The organism is Variovorax sp. FW305-3-2-15-B-LB1 (genome assembly GCF_058787635.1).
In genome coordinates this window covers 1-21,786 of the sequence record NZ_JBYSZY010000020.1, presented here as the reverse complement: position 1 = coordinate 21,786, position 21,786 = coordinate 1, and the positions used below count along the sequence as shown (strand labels likewise).

The window sequence follows — 21,786 nt, the reverse complement described above, 5'->3', positions numbered from 1 at the left end:
GGCTGCGCATGACGTCCCTGCAATCGCGCCACATCGACAACGTCTATTCGATCGCCACCGGCACGGCGCTGCGGGCCGATCCGGCGGCGAGCCTGGTGCACAAGTCGTGGGCGCGCTGCGTGCGCGACCATGGGCTCGATCCGTCGCGGCCGACGCCCGCGCGCATCCTGCCGGCGCAGGAGGTGCGCGTGCACCAGCAGCAGCTCGAGCACTTCCTGCGCGCCGCGCGCGCGGGCATGGAAGACATCTACCGCCGCGTGGCCGAGCTGGGCTACATGGTGCTGCTGACCGATGCCGAGGGCATCACGGTCGACTACATCGGCAACCCGGCCTGGGACGACCAGCTGCGCCGCGCCGGCCTGTACCTGGGCGCCGACTGGAACGAGGCGCACGCCGGCACCTGCGGCGTGGGCACCTGCCTCATCGAGCGCCAGCCGATGACCTGCCACCAGACCGAGCACTTCGACGCCACGCACATCGCGCTCACCTGCACGACGGCGCCGCTGTTCGACCACAGCGGCAAGCTCACGGCGATCCTCGACGTGTCGGCGCTGCGCTCGCCCGAGGCGCGCGAGAGCCAGCACCTGGTGCGGCACCTGGTGTCGATCTACGCGCGGATGATCGAGGATGCCGACTTCCTGCGGCACTTTCGCGGCCACTGGATCCTGCGGCTGGGCAGTGCCTTCGGGCTGGTCGACGTGGCGGGCGAAGTCATGCTGGCCTTCGACGAAGGCGGCACGGTGGTGGGCGCCAACGGGGGCGCGCGCGAGGTCTTCCTGGGGCGCCAGCCACCGCTGCTGGGCGGCGCGGTGTCGGAGCTCCTGCACCTGCCGATGGATGCGATCTGGCGCCTGGGCAACGGCGGCGCGTCGGCCCTGCCCTTTGCGCACACCGTGCTGCTGCCCGGCGGCGGCGAGTACCACGCCTCGCTGATCGCGCCGCGCCTGCGGCGCTCGCCGGTCACCGCGCCCTCATCGCCAGCGCCCCAGCCTTCGGACCGCCTGCCGCCGCTCGAACGCATCGCGGGCGACGACGACCCCGCGATGCAGCAACTGATCGCGCAGGCGCGCCGCCTGGTGGACCGCGGCATCCATGTGCTGGTCGAGGGCGAGACCGGCAGCGGCAAGGAGGTGCTGGCGCGCGCGCTGCACGGCGCGAGCCGGCGCGCGGCGCTGCCCTTCGTGGCGGTGAACTGCGCGGCCATTCCCGATTCGCTGATCGAGAGCGAGCTCTTCGGCTACACGCCCGGCAGCTTCACGGGCGGTCGCGCCAAGGGCATGAAGGGGCTGATCGCGCAGGCCGACCGCGGCACGCTGTTTCTCGACGAGATCGGCGACATGCCGATGGCACTGCAGACGCGGCTGCTGCGCGTGCTGTCCGAAGGCGAGGTGCTGCCGCTGGGCGCGGAGTCGCCGCAGCGCGTGGACCTTGCGGTGGTGGCGGCCACGCACCGCGACCTGTCGGCGCTGGTCGCGGCCGGGCGCTTTCGCGAAGACCTGTACTACCGCCTGTGCGGCGCGGTGCTGAAGCTGCCGCCGCTGCGCGCGCGGCGCGACCGGCGCTACCTGATCGAGGCGATGTTCCATGAGGAGGCGGCGGCGATGGGCTCGGCGGCGCGGCTGTCGGAGGCGGCGATGCAGCGGCTGATGGCGCACGACTGGCCGGGCAACCTGCGCGAGTTGCGCAATGTGCTGCGGCTGGCGCTGGCGCTCTGCACGGGCGCGAGCATCACGCCCGAAGAGCTGCGCCTGGCGCCGCATCGTCCGTCGCTCGACCGCTGTGACACATCACCCACGCCGGCAGACGACGACGACAGCGCCGCCGACGCCACGCGCCTGCTCGACGCGCTGCAACGCCACCGCTGGCACGTGGCGCGGGCCGCACAGGCGCTCGGCATCAGCCGCGCCACCGCGTACCGCCACATGAAGCGCTTCGGCATCGTGGCGCCGCAGCGCGGCTAACGCCTCAGGATTCGCTCGATCGCGCGCACGGCCGTGCCCAGGCCGTCTTCCGCGCGCATGCGTTCGCCCAGCGCCCCGGCCCGTGCGCGCACCTGCGGGTCGTGCGCGAAGGCGATCCCGCGCGCCAGGTCGTCGGCGCTGAACCGAGCACCCGCCACGGCGGGCGGCGCGACACCCGCCTGCGCGAGGTGATGCGCCCAGAACGCCTGGTCGCCCGCGAAGGGCACGACCACCGACGGCACGCCCGCGCGCGCGGCCGAGTGGCTGGTGCCCGAGCCGCCGTGGTGCACCACCAGCGCCATCTGCGGAAACAGCCAGTCGTGCGGGGTGTCGCCGATGACGAGGAAGTTCGGCGGCAGCTGCCCCACTTCGAGGCCGCTCCATCCGGGATGCAGCACCGCGCGCCGACCGGCCATGCCATCGACGAGGGCCGCGAGCAGCCGCGCCTTGTCGAAGCCCGTCATGCTGCCGAAGCCGATGTAGACGGGCGCCTCGCCGGCCGCGAGAAAGTCGCGCAGCGCCGCCGGCGGCTGCCAGTCGGGCGCGGGCGCGAGCCACTGGCCGCACACGGCGGCGTTGGCGGGCCAGTCGGTGGGGCGCGGCAGCAGGCTCGGCGAGTAGCCGTAGAGCGCGGGGTGCGTGGTCCACAGGCGGCGGCGCGGCGGCAGGCCGCAGACCTCGGCGCGCGCGGCATTCACGGCCGGGCGGAAGGCGCGCCAGAGCAGCCCGTTGACGAGGTGGTGGCTCGCGCGGTTCAAGAAGCGCGGCACGCGGGCGGGCGGCAAGAAGGGCGAGGCGAAGGCGGCCGTCGGCGTGAGCGGGAACATGCCCGCGCCGATGGCCGGCACGCCCAGCGCCTCGGCCGCCGACAGGCCCACGAAGGCCGCGAGCCCCGCGCAGACGATCGCGTCGCAGCCCTGCGCGGCCTCCACGGTCTGGCGCAGCCAGGGCGTGGCGTTGGCATTGGCGATGTCCGCGAGCGCCTTCGCGGCGGCAGCCGGTTTGTCGCCCTGCGCGATGACGCCGCCGAGCGCCTGCCGGATGTCGCCGGCCAGCGCCTGCGAGCGCACGCCGAGCCGTTCGGCCGCGCCGAGCGTGGTCGCGTCCGCCAGCAGCACCGACGCATGGCCCGCGTCGTCCAGCGCGCGGCACAGCGCGGCGAGCGGGCGGGCGTCGCCCTCGGTGCCGTAGGTGAGCACGGCGAGTTTCATGGGGCGCGCCTCCTTGCAGCAGGTGGCTTCGGGGCCGTGCGCGCGCCGCCGACGAAGAGCTCGACGATCACCGCGAACTCGTCGCGCAGCACGAGGCCGGGCAGCGTGAGCCAGCGCATCAGCGCGCCGAAGTACAGGTGGTGCAGCAGGCTCGCGAGGTGCGCGGCCGAGACGTCGGTGCGCAGCGTGCCGGCCTGCTGGGCGGCGGCGATGAGCGCCTCGAACAGCCCCGACAGGTCGCGCGGCGTGCTGCGGTCGCCGCCGCCGAGTTCGCTTTCGATGTTGAGAAAGCGAAAGCGGAAGTAGTCGAGCAGGTAGGCCCGGTAGCGCTCGGACCATTCGGCCGAGGCGTCGAGCAGGCCGGTGAGCTGCGCCGTGAAACCGGCCTTCGGGTCGATGGCCTCGTGCAGGCGCTGCGCATCGACCACGAGTTCGAGGTGCACCCAGTGCGCCAGGATCGCTTCCTTGGTCGGAAAGTGGTTGTAGAGCGTGCCCTTGGCCACGTCGGACTGCTGCGCGATCTGCTCCATCGTCGTCGCGTCGTAGCCCTGGGTTTCGAACAGGCGCATGGCGGTGGCGGCGACGTGGTCGAGCGTCTGGGTGCGGCGGCGCTCGCGGCGGCCTGGGGGGTCTGGTTCGATCACGGTTCGGGGCCCTTGAATTTGAACGTCGTCCAATTTTATACGTCGTTCAAATTCTCATGCATCGTCTCAGTCTCGGTGAGACAGCGACAGGCGCCTGCGACAAAACCGCCGCCAACCCCTTGATTCTTCGTCGCCCTCCGCACGGCACGAAAGCTGCGCCACGACTCCCGCGTGCGCCTTGCCGCGCCGCGATTCGATTCGTTCAACGACACAACGGAGACATGCAATGACAGACCCGACCACCGGCCCCACCCGGGCCGCCGCCCAATGGCTGGCCGACTTCGCCGCCGCGCTCGCACGCGGCGACATCGATGCGGCCGTCTCGCTGTTCGAGGCCGACAGCTACTGGCGCGACCTCGTCGCCTTCACCTGGAACCTCCGCACGCAGGAAGGCGCGGGCGCCATCCGCGCGATGCTGCAGGCGCGCCTGGCCGACACGCAGCCCACGGCCTTCGCGCTCGAAGGCGAGGCGACCGAGGCCGACGGCGTGGTCGACGCGTGGTTCGGCTTCGAGACGCGCGTGGCGCGCGGACGCGGCCACCTTCGCTTGCGTTCACATGACGGCGGTGGCAAGGCCTGGACGCTGCTCACCACCATGACCGAGCTGAAGGGCTTCGAGGAAAAGACCGGCGACAACCGCATCAAGGGCGCGGAGCACGGCGTGCACAAAGGCCGCAAGAACTGGCTCGAGAAGCGCCGCGACGAAGAGGCCGCGCTGGGCTACACCGAGCAGCCCGAGGTGGTGATCATCGGCGGCGGCCAGGGCGGCATCGCGCTGGGGGCGCGGCTGCGGCGGCTGGGCGTGCCGACGATCATCGTGGAGCGCAACGCCAAGGCCGGCGACTCCTGGCGCAAGCGCTACAAGTCGCTGTGCCTGCACGACCCGGTCTGGTACGACCACCTGCCCTACATGCCCTTCCCCGACGACTGGCCGGTGTTCGCGCCCAAGGACAAGATCGGCGACTGGCTCGAGATGTACACGAAGATCATGGAGCTCAACTACTGGAGCTCCACGAACGCGACCAAGGCGCGCTTCGACGAGGCCACGCAGCGCTGGGAGGTGCAGGTGGAGCGCGAAGGCAAGCCCGTGACGCTGCGCCCGAAGCAGCTGGTCTTCGCGCTCGGCGTGTCGGGCTACCCGAACGTGCCGAAGGTGGCGGGCGCCGAGAACTTCCTGGGCGACCAGCACCACTCCAGCCAGCACCCGGGGCCCGAGGCCTACGCGGGCAAGAAGTGCGTGGTGCTGGGCTCGAACAACTCGGCGCACGACATCTGCGCCGCGCTGTGGGAGCACGGCGCCGACGTGACGATGGTGCAGCGCTCGTCCACCCACATCGCGCCCTCGCAGTCGCTCATGGAGCTGGCGCTCGGCGGGCTGTATTCCGAGCAGGCGGTGAAGAGCGGCATCGACCACCACAAGGGCGACCTGATCTTCGCCTCGGTGCCCTACAAGATCATGCACACCTTCCACATCCCGGTGTACGAGGAGATGAAGAAGCGCGACGCCGACCTGTATGCGCGGCTGGAGAAGGCCGGCTTCCTGCTCGACTTCGGCGTGGACGGCTCGGGCCTGTTCATGAAGTACCTGCGGCGCGGCTCGGGCTACTACATCGACGTGGGCGCCTCGGAGCTGGTGGCCAACGGCAGCATCCACCTCAAGAGCGGCGTGAACATCGAGCGCGTGAACGAACGCTCGGTCACGCTCACCGACGGCACCGAGCTGCCGGCCGACCTGCTGGTGTACGCCACGGGCTACGGCTCGATGAACGGCTGGCTGGCCGACCTGATCTCGCCCGAGACCGCCGACAAGGTCGGCAAGTGCTGGGGCCTGGGCTCCGACACGCCGAAGGACCCGGGTCCGTGGGAGGGCGAGCTGCGCAACATGTGGAAGCCGACGCAGGTGCCCCAGCTGTGGTTCCACGGCGGCAACCTGCACCAGTCGCGCCACTACTCGCAGTTTTTGGCGCTGCAGCTGAAGGCGCGCATGGAAGGGATCGACACGCCGGTGTACGAGCTGGCGGCGTCGCACCACAAGCGCTGAGCGGCTCAGGCTTCCTCTCCCCTCGGGGAGAGGGAGTCGCTCACTCCTGGATGAAGCGGCGCAAGCCTTCGAGGTCCGTCACGGTGATGCCGCCGTACTCGATGTGCAAGAACCCGGCCTCCTTCAGCCGGTTCAGCGCCGCGTTGCAGCGCTGGCGCGACACGCCCGACAGGTTCGCGATCTCTTCCTGCGAGGTCTGCAGGTGCGGCTCGCTGCCCGGATGCAGCCAGGGGTGAAACAGGCCGGCCAGCGCGCGCGCCACCTGGCTGTCGGCGTCGAGCAGCCGGTGCGCGGCGTAGCTGCCCATGAACCAGTGCAGCCGCTCGTTGATCTGCTGCAGCAGGAAGTGATCGAAGCCGCGCTGCGTGCGGTGCAGCCACTCGAAGGTCTCCAGCGGCAGCTGCGCCACGCGGCTGGGCCGCAGCGCGATGATGTCGGCCGAGCGCGGCACGGCGCGCAGCAGCGTGCCCTCGCCGAACCAGCTGCCCACCGACAGTCCGCCCAGCGTGACCGAGCGGCCGTCGCTGGAGGTGATCGACCACTTGAGCAGCCCTTCGAGCGTGCCGTACCAGTGCAGTGGCGTGTCGCCGCGCCGGCACAGCGCGGCGCCGGCGGCCACCTCAACCTCGCGCATCTCGTCGAGCACGCGCTCGCCCGCGCCCACGTCGAGCAGCGGAAACCAGGCCGAGCCCTGCAGCAGCTGGGGAATGGTCAGGGAGGCCGCGGGGATCGCCGGCTTGGTCGGGGGCATGCTGTCTTTTTTGTTTACTGCGCGCCCTTGAGCTGCTGCAGCTCGGCCTGCGCCTCGTGCAGCTTCTTCTCGCGGTCGGCGATCTTGCTGGCACGTCCCTTCTCCTGGGCCGCGCGCAGGTCGCGCTCGCGCTCGGCCACCTTGCGCTCCTGGGCGCGGATGCGCTTCTGGTGCTCGGCCGCCAGCTTGGCGTCGGTGCAATTGCGGTTCACTTCGGCCAGTGCCGTCTCGAGCCCGCGCACGCGCTGCTTCTGGCCCTTGGACTTGGCCATCTCGATGTCGCGGCCGATGGCCTCGCGCTTGGCGTCGCAGGTGGCGGGGCCGGCGGGTTGCGCGGCAGCGCCGAGGGCGGTGAACGCGGCCGCGGCGGCCAGCACGAGGGGCAGAAATTTCATGGAGAGGTTCCTTGTGTGCGCAACGGCGCAGGGGCGACTTTAGCGGCTGGCGCCGCGTAAACCCTGCCCCTGAATGTCGTCGCGATGACTGAGTACGAACGCATCACAAAAAATAATGGCGCGCCCCCCTGACTGACTGACCGAACGACCGACCCCAGGAGCCCCGAGCATGTCGAAGCGCAAAGTGATCGTGACCATCGCCCCCACCGGCGGCATGGCGCACAAGTCGCAGAACCCCCACCTCCCCACCCAGCCCGCCGAGATCGCCGCCGACGTGCTGCGCTGCTGGAACGCCGGCGCCAGCGTGGTGGCGATCCACGCGCGCCGCCCCGACGACGGCGCCACCTGCAACGCCGAGGTGTACCGCGACATCAACAGCCGCATCCGCGCGCTCGGCAGCGACATCGTGCTGAACAACTCCACCGGCGGCGGCGTGCACGGCGACATGGTGAAGCCGCTGGCGGGCGATCGCTGGGAGATCGCGTGGGAAGAGCGCATCAAGGGCATGGACGCCGGTGCCGAGATGTGCACGCTGGACGCCACCACGCTCAACCTGAGCTTCGAAGGCAAGCAGATCCTGATGGACACGCCGATCACGCGCGGGCGCGAGCTGGCCGCCGGCATGAAGGCGCGCGGCATCAAGCCCGAGTGGGAGGTGTTCAGCCCCACGCACATCCTGCAGGACACGACCACGCTGATCGAGGAAGGCCACGACGACGAGCCCTACTTCATCAACCTGGTGATGAACGTGCACCGCAACTTCCAGAACGCGATGCCGTACTCGCCGCGCAACCTGCAGATGATGGTCGACACGCTGCCCAAGGGCGCCATCTTCGGCGTGAGCGGCATCGGCATGTCGCAGCTCGAAGCCAACGTGGCGGCGCTGCTGCTGGGCGGCCACGCGCGCGTGGGGCTGGAAGACAACCTCTACTTCCGCCACGGCGAGCTGGCCACCAACGTGCAGCTCACCGAGCGCATCGTGCGCGTGATCCGCGAGCTCGACATGGAAGTGGCCACGCCGGCCGAGGCGCGCCAGATCATGGGCCTGCCGCGCGTGGGCGGCCCGCGGCCCGAGTTCGCGCTGGGCTGAAGACGCACGAGAACAACGAACGGAGACACGCACATGAACATTCCCCGCACCGCCCTGGCTCTCGCACTCGGCGCCCTCTTCTCATCGAGCGCCTTCGCCCAGGTGTCCGACGACACCATCCGCATCGGCTTCATCAGCGACATGTCGGGCCTGTACCGCGACTACGACGGCCCGGCCGGCGCCGAGGCGATCCGCATGGCCATCGCCGACATGGGCGGCGCCATCGACGGCAAGAAGATCGAGCTGGTCACGGCCGACCACCAGAACAAGCCCGACATCGCCGCCGCCAAGGCGCGCGAATGGTTCGACGTGAACAAGGTCGACATGCTGATCGGCGGCGTGAACTCGGGCGCGGCCATTGCCATGGCCGGCGTGGCGGCCGACAAGAAGAAGCCGTACTTCGTGGTGGGCTCGGGCGCGTCCAGCCTCACCAACGAGTACTGCTCGCCCTACACCGTGCACTACGCCTACGACACGGTGGCCATGGCGCGCGGCACCGCGAGCGCGGTGGTCAAGGCCGGCGGCAAGAGCTGGTACTTCGTGGCGGCCGACTACGCCTTCGGCGCGGCGCTGCAAGGCGACGCCACCAAGACCGTGCAGGCCAGCGGCGGCACGGTGGCGGGTTCGGTGAAGCACCCGCTGGGCGCGAGCGACTTCTCGTCGTTCATGCTGCAGGCACAGAGCTCGAAGGCGCAGGTGCTGGCCCTGGCCAACGCGGGCGGCGACACGGTGAACGCCATCAAGTCGGCGGCGGAGTTCGGCATCAGCAAGAACATGAAACTCGCCGGCATGATCATCACCATCAACGACGTGCACGCGCTGGGCCTGAAGGCCTCGCAGGGCATGTACCTCACCGACAGCTGGTACTGGAACCAGAGCCCCGAGTCGCGCACCTGGGCGCGGCGCTTCTTCGACAAGCACAAGCGCATGCCCTCCTCCTTCCATGCCGGCGACTACTCGGCCGCGCTGCAGTACCTGCAGGCCGTGAAGGCCGCGGGCAGCGACGACGCCGACAAGGTGATGGCGCAGCTGCGCAAGACCAAGTTCAACGACATGTTCGTCAAGGGCGGCTGGCTGCGCGACGACGGCCTCATGGTGCACGACATGCACCTCATGCAGGTGAAGACGCCAGCCGAGTCGAAGGAGCCGTGGGACTATTACAAGGTGATCGAGAACATCCCCGGCGAAGCCGCGTGGACCACCAAGACGGAGAGCCGCTGCGCGCGGTGGAAATCGGCATGAACCTCACCACCGACGTGAAGCGCGTCGCCGTCGTCGGCACCGGCGTGATCGGCGCCAGCTGGGCCGCGCACTTCCTCGCGCACGGGCTCGACGTGAACGCGACCGACCCCTCGCCCGGCGCCGAAGACCGGCTGCGCGCCGCCGTGGCGCAGCACTGGCCGACGCTGGAGCGCTTCGGCCTCGCCGAGGGCGCCTCGGTCGATCGCCTGCGCTTTCACGACAGCCTGGAAGACGCGGTGGCCGTGGCCGACTTCGTGCAGGAGAACGGCCCCGAGCGCATGGACTTCAAGATCGACCTGTTCCGCCGCATGGACGCCGCCGCGCCGCCCGAGACCATCCTCGCGTCGAGCTCGTCGGGCCTGGCGATCAGCGGCGTGCAGTCGGGCTGCGCGCACCCGCAGCGCGTGGTGCTGGGGCACCCGTTCAATCCGCCGCACCTGATTCCGCTGGTCGAGGTGATCGGCGGCGAGCAGACCTCGCCCGACACCATCGCCCGCGCGATGGCCTTCTATGCCGCCATCGGCAAGCGGCCGATCCACGTGAAGCGCGAGGTGAAAGGCCACATCGCGAACCGGCTGCAGGCCGCGCTGTGGCGCGAGGCGTTTCATCTCGTCAACGAAGGCGTGGCCAGCGTGGCCGACATCGACACCGCCATCGCGCACGGCCCCGGCCTGCGCTGGGCCGTGATGGGGCCGTTCATGAACCTGCACCTCTCGGGCGGTGCGGGCGGCATCGAGCATTTACTCGCGCACCTGGGCGGGCCCATCGAAGACTGGTGGAAGGACCTGGGCGCGCCGTCGATGACGGCCGAGCTGAAGCAGCAAGTGGTGCAAGGCGTGGACGACGCCCTGGGCACACGCCACACCGCCGACCTCGAAGCCGCGCGCGACACCCTGCTGTTGAACCTGATTCGCGCCAAGGCCGAGACGGGTACGCTGGATTGACATGACCGACTTCCTTCTCGACGACACCCTGGTCGCACCGCCCCGCACGGTGCGCATCGACTTCGACGACGGCTCGTTCGTGCTGCGCTCGCCGACGGCGCTGCAGCCGTATGCGCGCTGCATCGGCGAATGGATCGAGCGCTGGGCGCGCGAGACGCCCGATGCGCTGGCGTTTGCCGAACGCGATGACAGCGGCGAAGGCTGGCGCAAGCTCGACTACCGCGCACTGCGCGCCGCCGTCGGCGCGGTGGCGCAAGGCCTGCTCGACCTGGACCTGCCGCCGGGCCGACCGGTCGTGATCCTCTCGGACAACGCGATCGACCACGCCGTGCTGATGCTCGCGACAATGCACATCGGCCGCACGGCCTGTTCGCTGTCGAGCGCCTACTCGCGCATGACCAAAGACCCGTCGCGGCTGCACGGCATGTTGAAGGCGCTGCAGCCCGGGCTGATCTACGCCTCCGACGCGAAGGTGTACGGCGCATCGCTCGCAGGTAGCGGCATCGAGGCAGTTACCGTGTTCAGTCGCAACGCCGAAGCGCATCCCGGCGCGATGCCCTTCGACCGGTTGCGCGCGACGAAGGAAACGCCCGCCGTCATGCAGGCCTTCGCCGCCGTGGGCCCCGACACGCACGCCAAGTACCTGCTGACCTCCGGTTCCACCGGCCAGCCCAAGGTGGTGATCAACACGCACCGCATGCTGTGCGCCAACCAGCAGATGATGGCGCAGACCTGGCGCTTCCTGTCGCAGGAGAAGCCGGTGCTGGTCGACTGGCTGCCGTGGAGCCACACCTTCGGCGCGAACCACAACCTGCACATGGTGCTGTGCCACGGCGGCGCGCTCTACATCGACGAGGGTCGGCCCGCGCCGGGCCTCATCGAGAAGACGGTGCGCAACCTGCGCGAGGTGAAGCCCACGTTGCTGTTCAACGTGCCGCGCGGCTTCGACATGCTGCTGCCGTTCCTCGAAGCCGACGACGCGCTCGCCACCGAAGTGCTCTCGCGGCTGCGCCTGGCCTTCTACGCAGCGGCCGCGCTCGCGCCTTCGACCTGGCAGCGCCTCGAAGCCGTGGCCCGGCGCGTGCGGCCCGCGCGCCCGCTGTGGCTCACGACCTCGTGGGGCGCCACCGAGACCTCACCCGCCATCACCTCCGCGCACTGGCAGCTCGACGGCGCCGGCTGCATCGGCGCGCCGCTGCCGGGGCTGGAGCTGAAGTTCGTGCCCAACGGCGAGAAGCTGGAGATGCGCGTCAAGGGCGTCTCGGTGTTCCCCGGCTACCGCGACGCACCGCGCGAGACCACCGCGGCCTTCGACGCCGAGGGCTACTACCGCATCGGCGACGCCGGCTTTCTGGCGAACCCCGGCGACCCGACGCGGGGCGTGATCTTCAACGGCCGTGTGGCGGAAGACTTCAAGCTCTCGACCGGCACCTGGGTGTCGGTGGGCACGCTGCGCGTGAAGCTGGTGTCGCTGCTGGCGCCGCATGTCCAGGACATCGTGCTCACGGGCCACGACCGCGACGCGATCGGCATGCTGGTGTTCGCCAGCCCGCAAGGCGCGGCGCTCGCGCCCGAAGCCCTGGCCGCGCGCATCGCCGGGGTGCTGCGCGCCCTGCGCGACGAAGGCGCGGGCTCGTCGCAGTGCCCGGCCTGCGCGCTGGTGCTGGCCGAACCGCCCAGCCTCGATGCGGGCGAGATCACCGACAAGGGCTACATCAACCAGCGCGCCGTGCTCACGCGGCGCGCGGCCGAGGTGGCGCGGCTGCATGCGCTGGCGGAAGGCGATGCGGACGTGATCCGCGCCACCTGAACGCGGCGGGGTTGGAGAACCCGGGAATGTTTTCTACGATGGCCGGGCCACCCGCCATTTCAACTTCCCGGAGACGCCGCCCATGTCCACCCCACCCTGCGTGACCTTCGAAGCGGACGGCCCCGTCTGCACGCTCACGCTGAACCGGCCCGACAAACGCAACGCCGTAGACGGCGTGGTCGCCGCCGCATTGCGCGCGGCCTTCGAACGCTTCGAGGCCGACGACGCGCTGCGCGTGGCCGTGCTGACGGGCGCGGGCGGCCATTTCTGCGCGGGTGCCGACCTGGGCGCGGTGGGCGACCCGGCGCGCCGCAACGAGCTCGACCCCGACGGCGGCGGCGCCGGCCCGATGGGCCCGACGCGCATGGCGCTGTCCAAGCCGCTGATCGCGGCGGTGAACGGCTACGCAGTGGCGGGCGGGCTCGAGCTGGCGCTGCTGGCCGACCTGCGCGTGGCCGACGACGACGCGGTGTTCGGCGTGTTCTGCCGCCGCTGGGGCGTGCCGCTGATCGACGGCGGCACCGTGCGGCTGCCGCGCCTCGTGGGCATGGGGCGCGCGCTCGACCTGATCCTCACGGGCCGGCCGGTGTCCGCCGCCGAGGCGCTGGCGATGGGCCTGGTGAACCGCACCACGCCGCCGGGCGGCGCGCTCGCTGTCGCGCAGGAACTGGCGCAGCAGATCGCCGCCTTTCCGCAGCAATGCATGCTGGCCGACCGCCGCTCCGCCTTCGAACAGTGGGACCTGCCGCTGGCCGAGGCGCTGCGCCGCGAAGGCGCGCAGGGCGTGCCGATCGTCGCGGCCGAAGGCGAAGCCGGCGCCGCACGCTTTGCCGGCGGTGCGGGCCGGCACGGCACCTTCAAGGGCTAGTTCAGGCGCGCCGCCGCAGCGCGGTGCGCAGCGCCTTCGCAAAGCGCGGGTCGGCCATGGCGCCCACGTTGAAGCGCGACCAGCGCGAGACCTGCGTCGAGTCGACGCTGAAGATGCGCCCCGGCGCCATCACGATCTTGCGCGGCAGCAGCTCCTTCGCGAAGGCCAGCGAGTCGTCCACGCCGGGCAGCGCGGCCCAGATGTAGAGCGACTGCGGGCTGCGCGCGAAGACCTCGGCGTCCACGGCGTCGAACAGCTTCAGCGCGTCGCGCGTGGCCTCGCCCAGCCGCTGCTGCAGCCGCTTGAGGTGCCGCTGGTAATGGCCCTCGCTCAGGATCACGTCGACCGTGCGCTCGCTGTACTCCGAGCTGCTCACGTGGATCAGCGCCTTCAGGTCGGCCAGGTCGCTCGCCAGGTCCGCCCCGCAGGCAATGAAGCCCACGCGCAGCGCGGCCGAGAACGACTTGGAAAAGCTGCCGATGTAGATCGTGCGCTCGAGCTGGTCGAGCGCCGAGAGCCGCGGCAGCGCCGTGGGCTTGAAGTCGGCCAGCGGGTCGTTCTCGACGATCAGCAGGTCGTACTTCTGCGCCAGCTGCAGCACGCGGAAGGCCTTGGCCGGCGAGATGTCGGAGCCCGTGGGGTTGTGCGCCAGCGACTGCGTGAAGAACAGGCGCGGCCGCTCGGCGATGAGCAGCTGCTCCAGCACCTCGAGGTCGGGCCCGTCGGCCAGGCGCGGCACCGCGAGCATCTGCGCACCCGCGAGCTTGAGCTTGCCGAACAGCGGGTAGTAGCCCGGGTCGTCGACCAGCACCTTGCCGCCGGGCGGCACGAAATAACGGATGACGATGTCCATCGCCTCGTTGGCGCCGTGCGTGAGCACGATCTGCCGCGGCTCGGCGCCGATGCCGAAGTCCGCGAGCTTGCGCACGAGGTGGTCGCGCAGCGGCGCGTAGCCGAAGCGGCTGCCGTAGCGGAACAGCGCGCCGAGCCCCGTGCGCACGACCTTCGGGTGGTACTTGTCCAGCCGCACATCGGCCAGCCATTCGACGGGCGGAAAGCCGTCGCCCACGGCCACTGCATCGGGCTGCGTCTTGAGCTGCTCGCGCATGAGCCACACGATGTCCATCGCACGGCCGAGGCTGCCCGCGTCGTCCTCGGCGGGTTTGGGCGTGGCCGTGGCCTGCGCGAGCACGTAGTAGCCCGACCCGCGCCGCGGCTCGACGAGGCCGCGCGACACCAGCAGTTCGAAGGCGGCCACCACGGTGTTCTTGGCATAGCCGTGCAGCTGTGCGAGTTCGCGCAGCGAGGGCAGCTTGTCGCCGGCCTTGTAGGCGCCGCTCGCGATCTGGCGCGCAAGGGTGTCGGCGAGCGAATCGGCGATCGTGGTCATGGGTTTGGACTGTGACACAGCGAGGCGTGGCGGCGCACCACTGTCCGCACTGTCCCGCCAAACTGTGCCTTCCGCGGGCGGTACAGCCGGCCTAAATTGCCTGCTCCCGAATTCACCTTCCGAAGAGACACGCACCGATGGCCGCCGATTCCCGCATTCCCAATTTCCGCGCACTCACGCCCGCCCAACGCCTGGCCCACATCGCACAGGCCGCCGCGCTCACCGACGACGAGGTGGCGCTGCTCGCGCAGCCCGGCGCGCTGGGCGTGGAGCGCGCCAACGGCATGGTCGAGAACGTGATCGGCACCTTCGAGCTGCCGCTGGGCGTGGCCGGCAACTTCACCGTGAACGGGCGCGACTACCTGGTGCCGATGGCGGTCGAGGAGCCCTCGGTGGTCGCAGCCGCCTCCTTCATGGCCAAGCTGGCGCGTGAAGGCGGCGGCTTCGAGGCCTCGAGCACCGGCCCGCTGATGCGGGCGCAGGTGCAGGTGATCGGCATCACCGACCCGTACGGTGCGCGGCTGGCGCTGCTGCGTGCGCGCGACGAGATCCTGGCCGTGGCGAACAGCCGCGACAAGGTGCTGATCGGCCTGGGCGGCGGCTGCCGCGACATCGAGGTGCATGTGTTCGGCGACACGCCGCGCGGCGCGATGGTGGTGATGCACCTGATCGTCGACGTGCGCGACGCGATGGGCGCGAACACGGTCAACACGATGGCCGAGGCGGTGTCGCCGCTGGTCGAGAAGCTCACGGGCGGCACGGTGCGCCTGCGCATCCTGTCGAACCTGGCGGACCTGCGGCTGGCGCGTGCGCGCGTGCGGCTTGCGCCCGCCGTGCTGGCCACGCGCGAGCGCAGCGGCGAAGAGGTGGTCGAGGGCGTGATCGATGCGTACACCTTCGCGGCCATCGACCCCTACCGCGCGGCGACGCACAACAAGGGGATCATGAACGGCATCGACCCGGTGATCGTCGCGACCGGCAACGACTGGCGCGCGGTGGAAGCCGGCGCGCATGCGTACGCCTGCCGCAGCGGGCGCTACACCTCGCTCACCACGTGGGAGAAGGACGCGGGCGGCGCGCTGGTCGGCACCATCGAGATGCCGATGCCGGTGGGCCTCGTTGGCGGCGCCACGAAGACGCACCCGCTCGCGCGGCTCGCGCTGAAGATCCTCGATGTGAAGTCGGCGCAGGAGCTCGGCGAAGTCGCGGTGGCCGTGGGCCTCGCGCAGAACCTCGGCGCGTTGCGCGCGCTCGCCACCGAAGGCATCCAGCGCGGCCACATGGCGCTGCACGCCCGCAACATCGCGCTGGTCGCGGGCGCCACCGGCGACGAGATCGACGCCATCGCCAAACAGATGGCCGCGGAGCACGACGTGCGCACCGACCGCGCCGTGGCGCTGCTCGACGCGCTGCGCAAGAAGTAAGCAACGCGGGAGCCTCCCGCACCACGGTCCGCGGCCGACACCGCGGCGGTCGCGCACGCGGCCGTCACACAACCACAGACGGAGACAACTCGAATGAACGCAGACAGTGCAACGCCCGCCCGCTGGCGGCTGGTGGAGATATGGGGCGACACGGCCGACCTGGGCCACCTCGCGTGGTCGATCGCGATCGGCGTCGCCGTGAGCCTCACGGGCTACCTCGTGGCGAGCCGCGTGCTCGCGAGCGTGGTGAGCACGCCTGAATTGGCGCGCGCCTACGCGATGCTCGCGGGCCTCGGCGGCTGCGTGGTCTCGGGCGTGATCTGCGCGAAGCTCTTCACGCCCAAGCGCGAAGTGGTCGAAGGCACCGCCGCCGATCCGCGCTGGCGCGAGGAGGTGCTGGCCGAGCTGGCCGCCGAGCACGGCGACCTGGGCTCGGTGGACGACCTGCCGCCGGTGGTGGTGCGCGAGATGAAGGAGCTCGAGATCTACGAGCTGTTCGCGTCGTACAAGCCCCAGGCCGCCAAGGCCGCCGAAGGAGCCGCCTCGTGATCGACGCTGCCCTGTTCAACCAGATCCTCGTCGCCACCGGCATGGGCCTCGTGGGCGCCATCGTGTTCGCGGCCATCGGCCTCGTCTCGGGCACCGACGAAACCACCACGCTCGCGCCGCTCACCCTGCTGGTGGTGCTGCTCGGCGTGCCGCCCGAAGGCGTGTTCACCTTCTTCCTGGCCGCCGCCGTGGCCAAGCACATGACGCACGCGGTGCCCACGGCGCTGCTGGGCATTCCGGGCGACACCATGGCCACGCCACTGCTGCAGGACGCGAACGTGCTGCGCAACCTGGGCGTGCCGCACATCGCGCTGCGCAAGATGGTGTCGGGCGCGATCATCGCGGCCTTTCTCGCGGTGCCGCTGGCCGTGCTGTTCGCGGTGCTGCTGGCGCCGTACGGCGCGGCCATCACCAAGGCGGCGCCGTGGATCTTCGTGGTGGCGGCCGTGGCCATTGCCTACTTCTCGAGCGGACGCTGGGCCTCGGTGGCCACACTGGTGCCGTTCGTGATGGTGATCGTGGCGCTGCAGGCGCTCACGGGCAAGTACGGCGTGAAGCTCAGCATCAGCTACTTCCTGGGCATTGCCATCGGGCCGCTGGTGGCCGACCTGTTCTCGGTGATCTCGCCGGCGGCGCGTGCGCGCATGAAGCGCGACAAGGTCCGCACCTTCTCGCTCGCACCCGACGTGAAGGGCTGGTCGGGCTACTTCCCGAACCCGTTCAAGGTGCTCGACCGCGGCCAGGTGAAGTGGACCTTCGCGACCGCCGCGATCTCCAGCGCCACCTTCGTGTTCAGCCCCGTCGCGATGACGGTGGTGCTGGGCGAGCTGGTGGGCTCGCGCATCAAGCACGCGTACCACCGCCTCACCACCACGCTGGCCGCGCGCAACGGCGTGACCGAGGCGACCTACATCGCCGAAGCATTGATCCCGCTGATCGCCATCGGCCTGCCGCTGAGCCCCGTGGCCGCAGGCCCGGCTGCGCCGCTGTTCAATGCGCCGCCGGTGTTCACGATCGACTCGGCCACGGGCCAGACCCACAACCTGCACAACCTGCTGAACCACTGGGAGTTCCTCGGCTACGGCATGCTGGCCGTGGTGCTCGCGGCGCTGGTGGCCTATCCGTTCACGATGAACTTCGCGCGCCGTGCGGCGCTGTTCGTCTCGCGCAAGGTGAGCCACGAGGCAATCATCGCGACCTTCGTCGGGTTGATCGTGGTGATCAGCGTGTGGGAAGGCCAACTGCTCGGGCTGCTGGTGATCCTCACGATGGGCCTGCTGGGCGGCCTGCTGTCGCGTGCCATCGGCTTCAACACGGGCGTGCAGTTCATGGGCTACTACACGGCGGTGCTGACGGTGCCGGCGGTGATCAAGGCGTTCTCCTGATGGCTTGATACGCTGTTCAGGGCGACGCTCCCGCCGACGGGGAGCCTTGCTCCGCGAATGTCCTCCGGGCTTCGCCCTCCCCCTTGATTTCGCTGCGCAAGGCACCCCATCGACGTGAGCGTGATCCAGTGCCGTCGTTGATCGGGCAGCACAACGACAGCGCCCAGTGTGCCCAGGACACTGGGTGCTTCCCGCAGCGAAATCAAGGAGGAGGGGCGAAGCCCCGGGGGACATTCGCGGAGGGAAGTACCCGGTGGCCTGGGCACACGCCCTGAACCAACAGCAGCCAGTCAGCGCTGCGATGCAGGCGGCTTCGGCGCCGTCTTCTTCTTCGCCGGCTCATCCCCACCGAACAGCTTCTCCACCTGCTGCCCCACGCGCGCCCCGATCGCCGTGCCCACCCCCGGCAGCACCGCACTGCCGACCGCCGCCCCCGCGAGCGCGCCGCCGGTCATCGACACCTCGGGCTCGGCCACGCTGCCGCCGATTTTCAGCGGCACGCCGACCACGCCATCGACCAGGTCCACCGCCATCTCGCCCGACATCTGCCGGTTGAACAGCCGCAGGTTGCCGCTCGCGGTGAGCACGCCCGAGCGCGCCTTGAGGTTCGTGTAGCGCATCACGATGCCGTCTTCGGTGCCCTGGGTGTCGAGCGTGCCGGTGAGCTCGTCCAGCGCCGTGGTGCCGCCGCGGCTGATGCCGACGGTGGTCACGGCCTTGGCGAGGTCGATCCGGGTCAGGGTGGCGGGCTGCACCGAGAAGGTGGTGCGCGTGTGCAGGCCGCGGATCAGCGCGCCCACCTCGCGGGCCTCGGCCACCAGCGAGGTGTGGCCCGAGACCTTGCCCGCCACCGCCGAGCGGCGCCCGAAGGCCTGCACCAGCCCCTCGATGTCAACCTGCCGCGGATCGAGCTCAGCCGACACGCGCAAGCCCCGCCCTTCAGGCAGCACCTCGAGCCGCGATTCACCGTTCCACGTGCCGCCCCCGGCGTCGATGCGGGTGCGCCAGCGGTCTTCCGTGCCCTCGCGGTCCAGCCGCAGGCGCACGGGCGATGCGGCGCCGGCGCGCTCCAGACGCAGCTCGCGAGGGCGCCAGTTGTCGTCGAAGGTCACCTCGCCGTCGTAGGCCAGCGCGATGTCGCGGCGGTCGATCCAGACCACGTCGCGCCAGCGCACGCGCTCCACCGGCACGGGCGCCAGGGTCCAGGGCGCGGGCAGCGGCACGATGCGCTCGCTTTCCTGCGGCTCGGGGCCTTTGTCCCGGAAGGCACGCACCGAGGCGCGCGGCAGCACCAGGCTCTCGAGCGCGATCTCGTCGATGGCCACCTCGCGGCGCAGCAGCAACGGCCACAGGTGCAGCCGCACGCTCACGCGGCGCAGGGTGATGGGCTGGGGCTGGTCGGTCGCCAGCTCGGACAGCGCCAGCACGGGCACCGGCCACAGCGACCAGTGGGCGCCACCCACGGTCAGCTCGACGCCGTAGCGCTGCGAGAAGCCGGCGGCGATGCGGGCCGCCACCTCCTCGTCGTCGGGCAGGCGCGCGGCCACCACGAGCGCCAGCGCGCCGATGCCCAGCAGCAGCACCGCCGCCGAGCCCAGGAGCCACCGCCGCACCGAAGGGAAGGTCATCGGGCCAAGGTAGCACGCAAAGGCGACTGCGGTTGTCAGCCGTCGTCGCTATAGTGCCCTCGCACCCCCTGTATCGGAGACCCCTGCATGCGTATCTGGAAGAAAGAGATCTCGGTCGAATCGCTGACCGCCAACCACGTGGGCACGGCCGTGGCCGCCCTGGGCATCGAATTCCTGGAGGTGGGCGACGATTTCATCCGCGCCCGCGTGCCGGTGGACGAGCGCACCCGCCAGCCCTACGGCATCCTGCACGGCGGCGTGTCGGTGGTGCTGGCCGAGACGCTGGGCTCCTGCGGCGCGCACTACTCGGCCCCCGAGGGCGACCGCGCCGTGGGCCTGGACATCAATGCCAACCACATCCGCTCGGCCACCAGCGGCTGGGTCACCGGCACGGCGCGGCCGGTGCACCGCGGGCGCACCACGCAGGTCTGGCAGATCGACCTGACCAACGAGGCGGGCGAGCTGACCTGCGTCTCGCGCATCACCATGGCGGTGCTGCAGCCGCGCTGAGCGCGGGCGCGCCTTCCGGGCGCTTCTTTTCTTTCTTCTCCCGCTGGTACGCCTCTTGCGGGTGGCACCCGTGTTCAGCACGGGGTGGATCGACCACAATCTCGCCCCAGGGAGCGCGTCGACCCCCCAAACACACACCAACCGAGGAGAAGAAAACACATGTTCAACTGGACTGAAAAGCCGGTGTCCACACTGGCCAACGGCGCCGTCATTGCGCCCGACGAGCGGCTGCCCTGGCTGCAGACCGGCGCGATGGGCATCCAGCACGTGATCGCCATGTTCGGCGCCACGGTGCTGGCGCCGATCCTGATGGGCTTCAACCCCAACATCGCGATCCTGATGAGCGGCATCGGCACGCTCATCTTCTACCTCGTGACGGGCGGCAAGGTGCCCAGCTACCTGGGCTCGAGCTTCGCCTTCATCGGCGTGGTGATCGCGGCCAGCGGCTATGCCGGCAAGGGGGCCAACGCCAACATCGCGGTGGCGCTGGGCGGCATCGTGGCCTGCGGGGTGGTCTACATCCTGATCGGGGCCATCGTGCAGGCCGTGGGCACGGGCTGGATCGAGCGCTTCATGCCGCCCGTGGTCACGGGCGCCGTGGTGGCAGTCATCGGGCTGAACCTGGCGGGCATTCCCATCAAGAACATGGCGGCCAGCAACTTCGATTCGTGGATGCAGGCCGTGACCTTCCTGTGCGTGGGCCTGGTGGCGGTGTTCACGCGCGGCATGGTGCAGCGCCTGCTGATCCTCATCGGCCTGATCCTGGCCACGCTGGTGTACGCCGCGCTCACCAACGGCATGGGCCTGGGCAAGCCGGTCGACCTGAGCGGCATCGCCAACGCGGCCTGGTTCGGCCTGCCGACCTTCACGGCGCCGGTGTTCACGGCCAACGCGATGCTGCTGATCGCGCCCGTGGCGATCATCCTGGTGGCGGAAAACCTCGGCCACCTGAAGGCGGTGACAGCTATGACGGGCCGCAACCTCGACCCGTACATGGGCCGCGCCTTCATCGGCGACGGCATCGCCACGGTGGTGAGCGGCGCCGCCGGCGGCACGGGCGTGACCACCTACGCCGAGAACATCGGCGTGATGGCGGCCACGCGCATCTACTCGACGGCGGTGTTCGTGGTGGCGGCCTTCATTGCGCTCATCCTGGGCTTCAGCCCCAAGTTCGGCGCGCTGATCCAGGCCATTCCGCTGCCGGTGATGGGCGGCGTGAGCATCGTGGTGTTCGGCCTGATCGCCATTGCCGGCGCCAAGATCTGGGTCGACAACAAGGTCGATTTCTCGCAGAACAAGAACCTGATCGTGGCCGCCATCACGCTGATCATCGGCACCGGCGACTTCACGCTGAAGTTCGGCGACTTCGCGCTCGGCGGCATCGGAACCGCCACTTTCGGGGCCATCATCCTCTACGCCCTGCTGGGCCGTTCGCGCAACGCCTGAGCGCAGACAAAGTGAAACCTCGTGCAATAACTGTTGTGCGGGGTCAGTGAACACGGCGCCGGTCACCGGGCTTTGGCCGGCGCCCGTTAGACTCCAACGCTTTTCGCACCGACGTTCACACACGTTTTCCAATGGCCGATGTTTCCGCCGCTCGTACCAAGGCGGTTTTCGAATTCAAGAGCGCCACACTGCCGCTGATCGCAGTGATCCTCAAGACAGCCGACCTCGACGTGCTGGCCGAGGCGCTCGACGCCCAGTTGGCGGATTCGCCCGACTTCTTCGAGCAGGAGCCGGTGGTGATCGACCTCTCGCTGCTGCAGGAACAGGCGGCCGAGGGCGGCACCGACGCCCCCGAAATCGACTTTGCCGCCCTGCGCAGCCTGCTGGCGCGCCACCAGACCCAGCCGATCGCCGTGCGCGGCGGCAGCCCCGAGCAGCACGCCGCGGCACGTGAAGCCGGCCTGTCGGTGGCCGCCATGCCCGCGGCCCCCGCGCCC

The 21,786-nt window shown here is 70.3% G+C and carries 19 protein-coding genes; 13 read left to right on the top strand and 6 right to left on the bottom strand.

Going from position 1 to position 21,786, the window contains the following annotated elements:
• The first annotated feature begins 8 nt into the window (after positions 1 to 8).
• Positions 9 to 1,961, top strand: a complete 1,953-nt coding sequence (locus AC3WQR_RS14655) for a sigma-54-dependent Fis family transcriptional regulator (protein ID WP_492742487.1) — start codon at positions 9 to 11, stop codon at positions 1,959 to 1,961.
• On the opposite strand, the gene AC3WQR_RS14650 is transcribed toward AC3WQR_RS14655, so the two are convergent.
• Together AC3WQR_RS14650 and AC3WQR_RS14645 are read right to left on the bottom strand one after the other, a co-directional pair.
• Entirely contained in the window at positions 1,958 to 3,172 is a 1,215-nt protein-coding gene (locus tag AC3WQR_RS14650; protein ID WP_492742486.1) for a glycosyltransferase, read from the bottom strand. The genes AC3WQR_RS14655 and AC3WQR_RS14650 overlap by 4 nt on opposite strands.
• Entirely contained in the window at positions 3,169 to 3,816 is a 648-nt protein-coding gene (locus AC3WQR_RS14645) for a TetR/AcrR family transcriptional regulator (protein WP_492742485.1), read from the bottom strand. The genes AC3WQR_RS14650 and AC3WQR_RS14645 overlap by 4 nt, the downstream gene beginning before the upstream one ends.
• 226 nt (positions 3,817 to 4,042) lie before the next feature.
• On the opposite strand from AC3WQR_RS14645, the gene AC3WQR_RS14640 reads away from it, so the two are divergent.
• Positions 4,043 to 5,857, top strand: coding sequence for an NAD(P)-binding domain-containing protein (locus tag AC3WQR_RS14640; RefSeq protein ID WP_492699753.1), 1,815 nt, complete (start codon positions 4,043 to 4,045; stop codon positions 5,855 to 5,857).
• A gap of 40 nt (positions 5,858 to 5,897) precedes the next feature.
• Here the strand turns inward: AC3WQR_RS14640 and AC3WQR_RS14635 are convergent, their stop codons facing one another.
• The gene (locus tag AC3WQR_RS14635; protein WP_070061409.1) at positions 5,898 to 6,608 is read right to left on the bottom strand and encodes a Crp/Fnr family transcriptional regulator; all 711 of its coding nucleotides are present in this window, start codon (positions 6,606 to 6,608) and stop codon (positions 5,898 to 5,900) included.
• Positions 6,609 to 6,622: 14 nt separating this feature from the next.
• On the bottom strand, positions 6,623 to 7,003 hold the full coding sequence (locus AC3WQR_RS14630) for a DUF1090 domain-containing protein (RefSeq protein ID WP_159279033.1): 381 nt from the start codon (positions 7,001 to 7,003) through the stop codon (positions 6,623 to 6,625).
• Positions 7,004 to 7,172: 169 nt separating this feature from the next.
• On the opposite strand from AC3WQR_RS14630, the gene AC3WQR_RS14625 reads away from it, so the two are divergent.
• The 5 genes from AC3WQR_RS14625 to AC3WQR_RS14605 all read left to right on the top strand — a co-directional run bounded on the left by AC3WQR_RS14625 (position 7,173) and on the right by AC3WQR_RS14605 (position 12,957).
• Positions 7,173 to 8,093: a beta-keto acid cleavage family enzyme gene (locus tag AC3WQR_RS14625; protein ID WP_369645773.1), complete on the top strand. Its 921-nt coding sequence runs from the start codon at positions 7,173 to 7,175 to the stop codon at positions 8,091 to 8,093.
• A 33-nt stretch (positions 8,094 to 8,126) separates the two neighbouring features.
• Complete coding sequence (locus AC3WQR_RS14620; RefSeq protein WP_492742484.1) at positions 8,127 to 9,335, top strand: ABC transporter substrate-binding protein; 1,209 nt, start codon at positions 8,127 to 8,129, stop codon at positions 9,333 to 9,335.
• On the top strand, positions 9,332 to 10,279 hold the full coding sequence (locus AC3WQR_RS14615; RefSeq protein ID WP_492742483.1) for a 3-hydroxyacyl-CoA dehydrogenase NAD-binding domain-containing protein: 948 nt from the start codon (positions 9,332 to 9,334) through the stop codon (positions 10,277 to 10,279). The genes AC3WQR_RS14620 and AC3WQR_RS14615 overlap by 4 nt, the downstream gene beginning before the upstream one ends.
• Before the next feature lies 1 nt (position 10,280).
• Complete coding sequence (locus AC3WQR_RS14610; protein ID WP_492742482.1) at positions 10,281 to 12,089, top strand: feruloyl-CoA synthase; 1,809 nt, start codon at positions 10,281 to 10,283, stop codon at positions 12,087 to 12,089.
• A gap of 82 nt (positions 12,090 to 12,171) precedes the next feature.
• Complete coding sequence (locus tag AC3WQR_RS14605) at positions 12,172 to 12,957, top strand: crotonase/enoyl-CoA hydratase family protein (RefSeq protein WP_492742481.1); 786 nt, start codon at positions 12,172 to 12,174, stop codon at positions 12,955 to 12,957.
• Between the two features lies 1 nt (position 12,958).
• On the opposite strand, the gene AC3WQR_RS14600 is transcribed toward AC3WQR_RS14605, so the two are convergent.
• Positions 12,959 to 14,347, bottom strand: coding sequence for an aminotransferase-like domain-containing protein (locus AC3WQR_RS14600; RefSeq protein ID WP_062481803.1), 1,389 nt, complete (start codon positions 14,345 to 14,347; stop codon positions 12,959 to 12,961).
• Between the two features lie 137 nt (positions 14,348 to 14,484).
• Here AC3WQR_RS14600 and AC3WQR_RS14595 point away from each other — a divergent pair, with 137 nt between their 5' ends.
• From AC3WQR_RS14595 to AC3WQR_RS14585, 3 genes are all read left to right on the top strand, one after another.
• Positions 14,485 to 15,771, top strand: coding sequence for a hydroxymethylglutaryl-CoA reductase, degradative (locus AC3WQR_RS14595; RefSeq protein ID WP_492742480.1), 1,287 nt, complete (start codon positions 14,485 to 14,487; stop codon positions 15,769 to 15,771).
• 93 nt (positions 15,772 to 15,864) lie between these two features.
• A complete protein-coding gene (locus AC3WQR_RS14590) occupies positions 15,865 to 16,320 on the top strand; it encodes a hypothetical protein (protein WP_095743059.1) in 456 nt (151 codons plus the stop codon).
• Positions 16,321 to 16,361: 41 nt separating this feature from the next.
• Complete coding sequence (locus tag AC3WQR_RS14585; protein ID WP_139140391.1) at positions 16,362 to 17,705, top strand: tripartite tricarboxylate transporter permease; 1,344 nt, start codon at positions 16,362 to 16,364, stop codon at positions 17,703 to 17,705.
• Positions 17,706 to 17,995: 290 nt separating this feature from the next.
• On the opposite strand, the gene AC3WQR_RS14580 is transcribed toward AC3WQR_RS14585, so the two are convergent.
• Positions 17,996 to 19,333, bottom strand: a complete 1,338-nt coding sequence (locus AC3WQR_RS14580; RefSeq protein WP_492742479.1) for an AsmA family protein — start codon at positions 19,331 to 19,333, stop codon at positions 17,996 to 17,998.
• Between the two features lie 87 nt (positions 19,334 to 19,420).
• Between AC3WQR_RS14580 and AC3WQR_RS14575 the strand changes: the two genes are divergently transcribed.
• From AC3WQR_RS14575 to AC3WQR_RS14565, 3 genes are all read left to right on the top strand, one after another.
• A complete protein-coding gene (locus AC3WQR_RS14575) occupies positions 19,421 to 19,843 on the top strand; it encodes a hotdog fold thioesterase (protein WP_062481810.1) in 423 nt (140 codons plus the stop codon).
• Between the two features lie 159 nt (positions 19,844 to 20,002).
• The gene (locus AC3WQR_RS14570; protein WP_070061419.1) at positions 20,003 to 21,289 is read left to right on the top strand and encodes a solute carrier family 23 protein; all 1,287 of its coding nucleotides are present in this window, start codon (positions 20,003 to 20,005) and stop codon (positions 21,287 to 21,289) included.
• 131 nt (positions 21,290 to 21,420) lie between these two features.
• Positions 21,421 to 21,786: septum site-determining protein MinC (locus AC3WQR_RS14565; RefSeq protein WP_492742478.1), on the top strand; the 366-nt coding region annotated here is incomplete at its 3' end.

What these genes read in the sequence shown, in the direction of transcription:
- AC3WQR_RS14585 (WP_139140391.1), top strand. Translation starts at nt 16,362, where the DNA reads ATGGGCCTCGTGGGCGCCATCGTGTTCGCGGCCATCGGCCTCGTCTCG.
- AC3WQR_RS14640 (WP_492699753.1), top strand. Translation starts at nt 4,043, where the DNA reads ATGACAGACCCGACCACCGGCCCCACCCGGGCCGCCGCCCAATGGCTG.
- AC3WQR_RS14635 (WP_070061409.1), bottom strand. Translation starts at nt 6,608, where the DNA reads ATGCCCCCGACCAAGCCGGCGATCCCCGCGGCCTCCCTGACCATTCCC.
- AC3WQR_RS14620 (WP_492742484.1), top strand. Translation starts at nt 8,127, where the DNA reads ATGAACATTCCCCGCACCGCCCTGGCTCTCGCACTCGGCGCCCTCTTC.
- AC3WQR_RS14580 (WP_492742479.1), bottom strand. Translation starts at nt 19,333, where the DNA reads ATGACCTTCCCTTCGGTGCGGCGGTGGCTCCTGGGCTCGGCGGCGGTG.
- AC3WQR_RS14615 (WP_492742483.1), top strand. Translation starts at nt 9,332, where the DNA reads ATGAACCTCACCACCGACGTGAAGCGCGTCGCCGTCGTCGGCACCGGC.
- AC3WQR_RS14630 (WP_159279033.1), bottom strand. Translation starts at nt 7,003, where the DNA reads ATGAAATTTCTGCCCCTCGTGCTGGCCGCCGCGGCCGCGTTCACCGCC.
- AC3WQR_RS14570 (WP_070061419.1), top strand. Translation starts at nt 20,003, where the DNA reads ATGTTCAACTGGACTGAAAAGCCGGTGTCCACACTGGCCAACGGCGCC.
- AC3WQR_RS14605 (WP_492742481.1), top strand. Translation starts at nt 12,172, where the DNA reads ATGTCCACCCCACCCTGCGTGACCTTCGAAGCGGACGGCCCCGTCTGC.
- AC3WQR_RS14590 (WP_095743059.1), top strand. Translation starts at nt 15,865, where the DNA reads ATGAACGCAGACAGTGCAACGCCCGCCCGCTGGCGGCTGGTGGAGATA.
- AC3WQR_RS14575 (WP_062481810.1), top strand. Translation starts at nt 19,421, where the DNA reads ATGCGTATCTGGAAGAAAGAGATCTCGGTCGAATCGCTGACCGCCAAC.
- AC3WQR_RS14655 (WP_492742487.1), top strand. Translation starts at nt 9, where the DNA reads ATGACGTCCCTGCAATCGCGCCACATCGACAACGTCTATTCGATCGCC.
- AC3WQR_RS14625 (WP_369645773.1), top strand. Translation starts at nt 7,173, where the DNA reads ATGTCGAAGCGCAAAGTGATCGTGACCATCGCCCCCACCGGCGGCATG.
- AC3WQR_RS14595 (WP_492742480.1), top strand. Translation starts at nt 14,485, where the DNA reads ATGGCCGCCGATTCCCGCATTCCCAATTTCCGCGCACTCACGCCCGCC.
- AC3WQR_RS14610 (WP_492742482.1), top strand. Translation starts at nt 10,281, where the DNA reads ATGACCGACTTCCTTCTCGACGACACCCTGGTCGCACCGCCCCGCACG.
- AC3WQR_RS14600 (WP_062481803.1), bottom strand. Translation starts at nt 14,347, where the DNA reads ATGACCACGATCGCCGATTCGCTCGCCGACACCCTTGCGCGCCAGATC.
- AC3WQR_RS14650 (WP_492742486.1), bottom strand. Translation starts at nt 3,172, where the DNA reads ATGAAACTCGCCGTGCTCACCTACGGCACCGAGGGCGACGCCCGCCCG.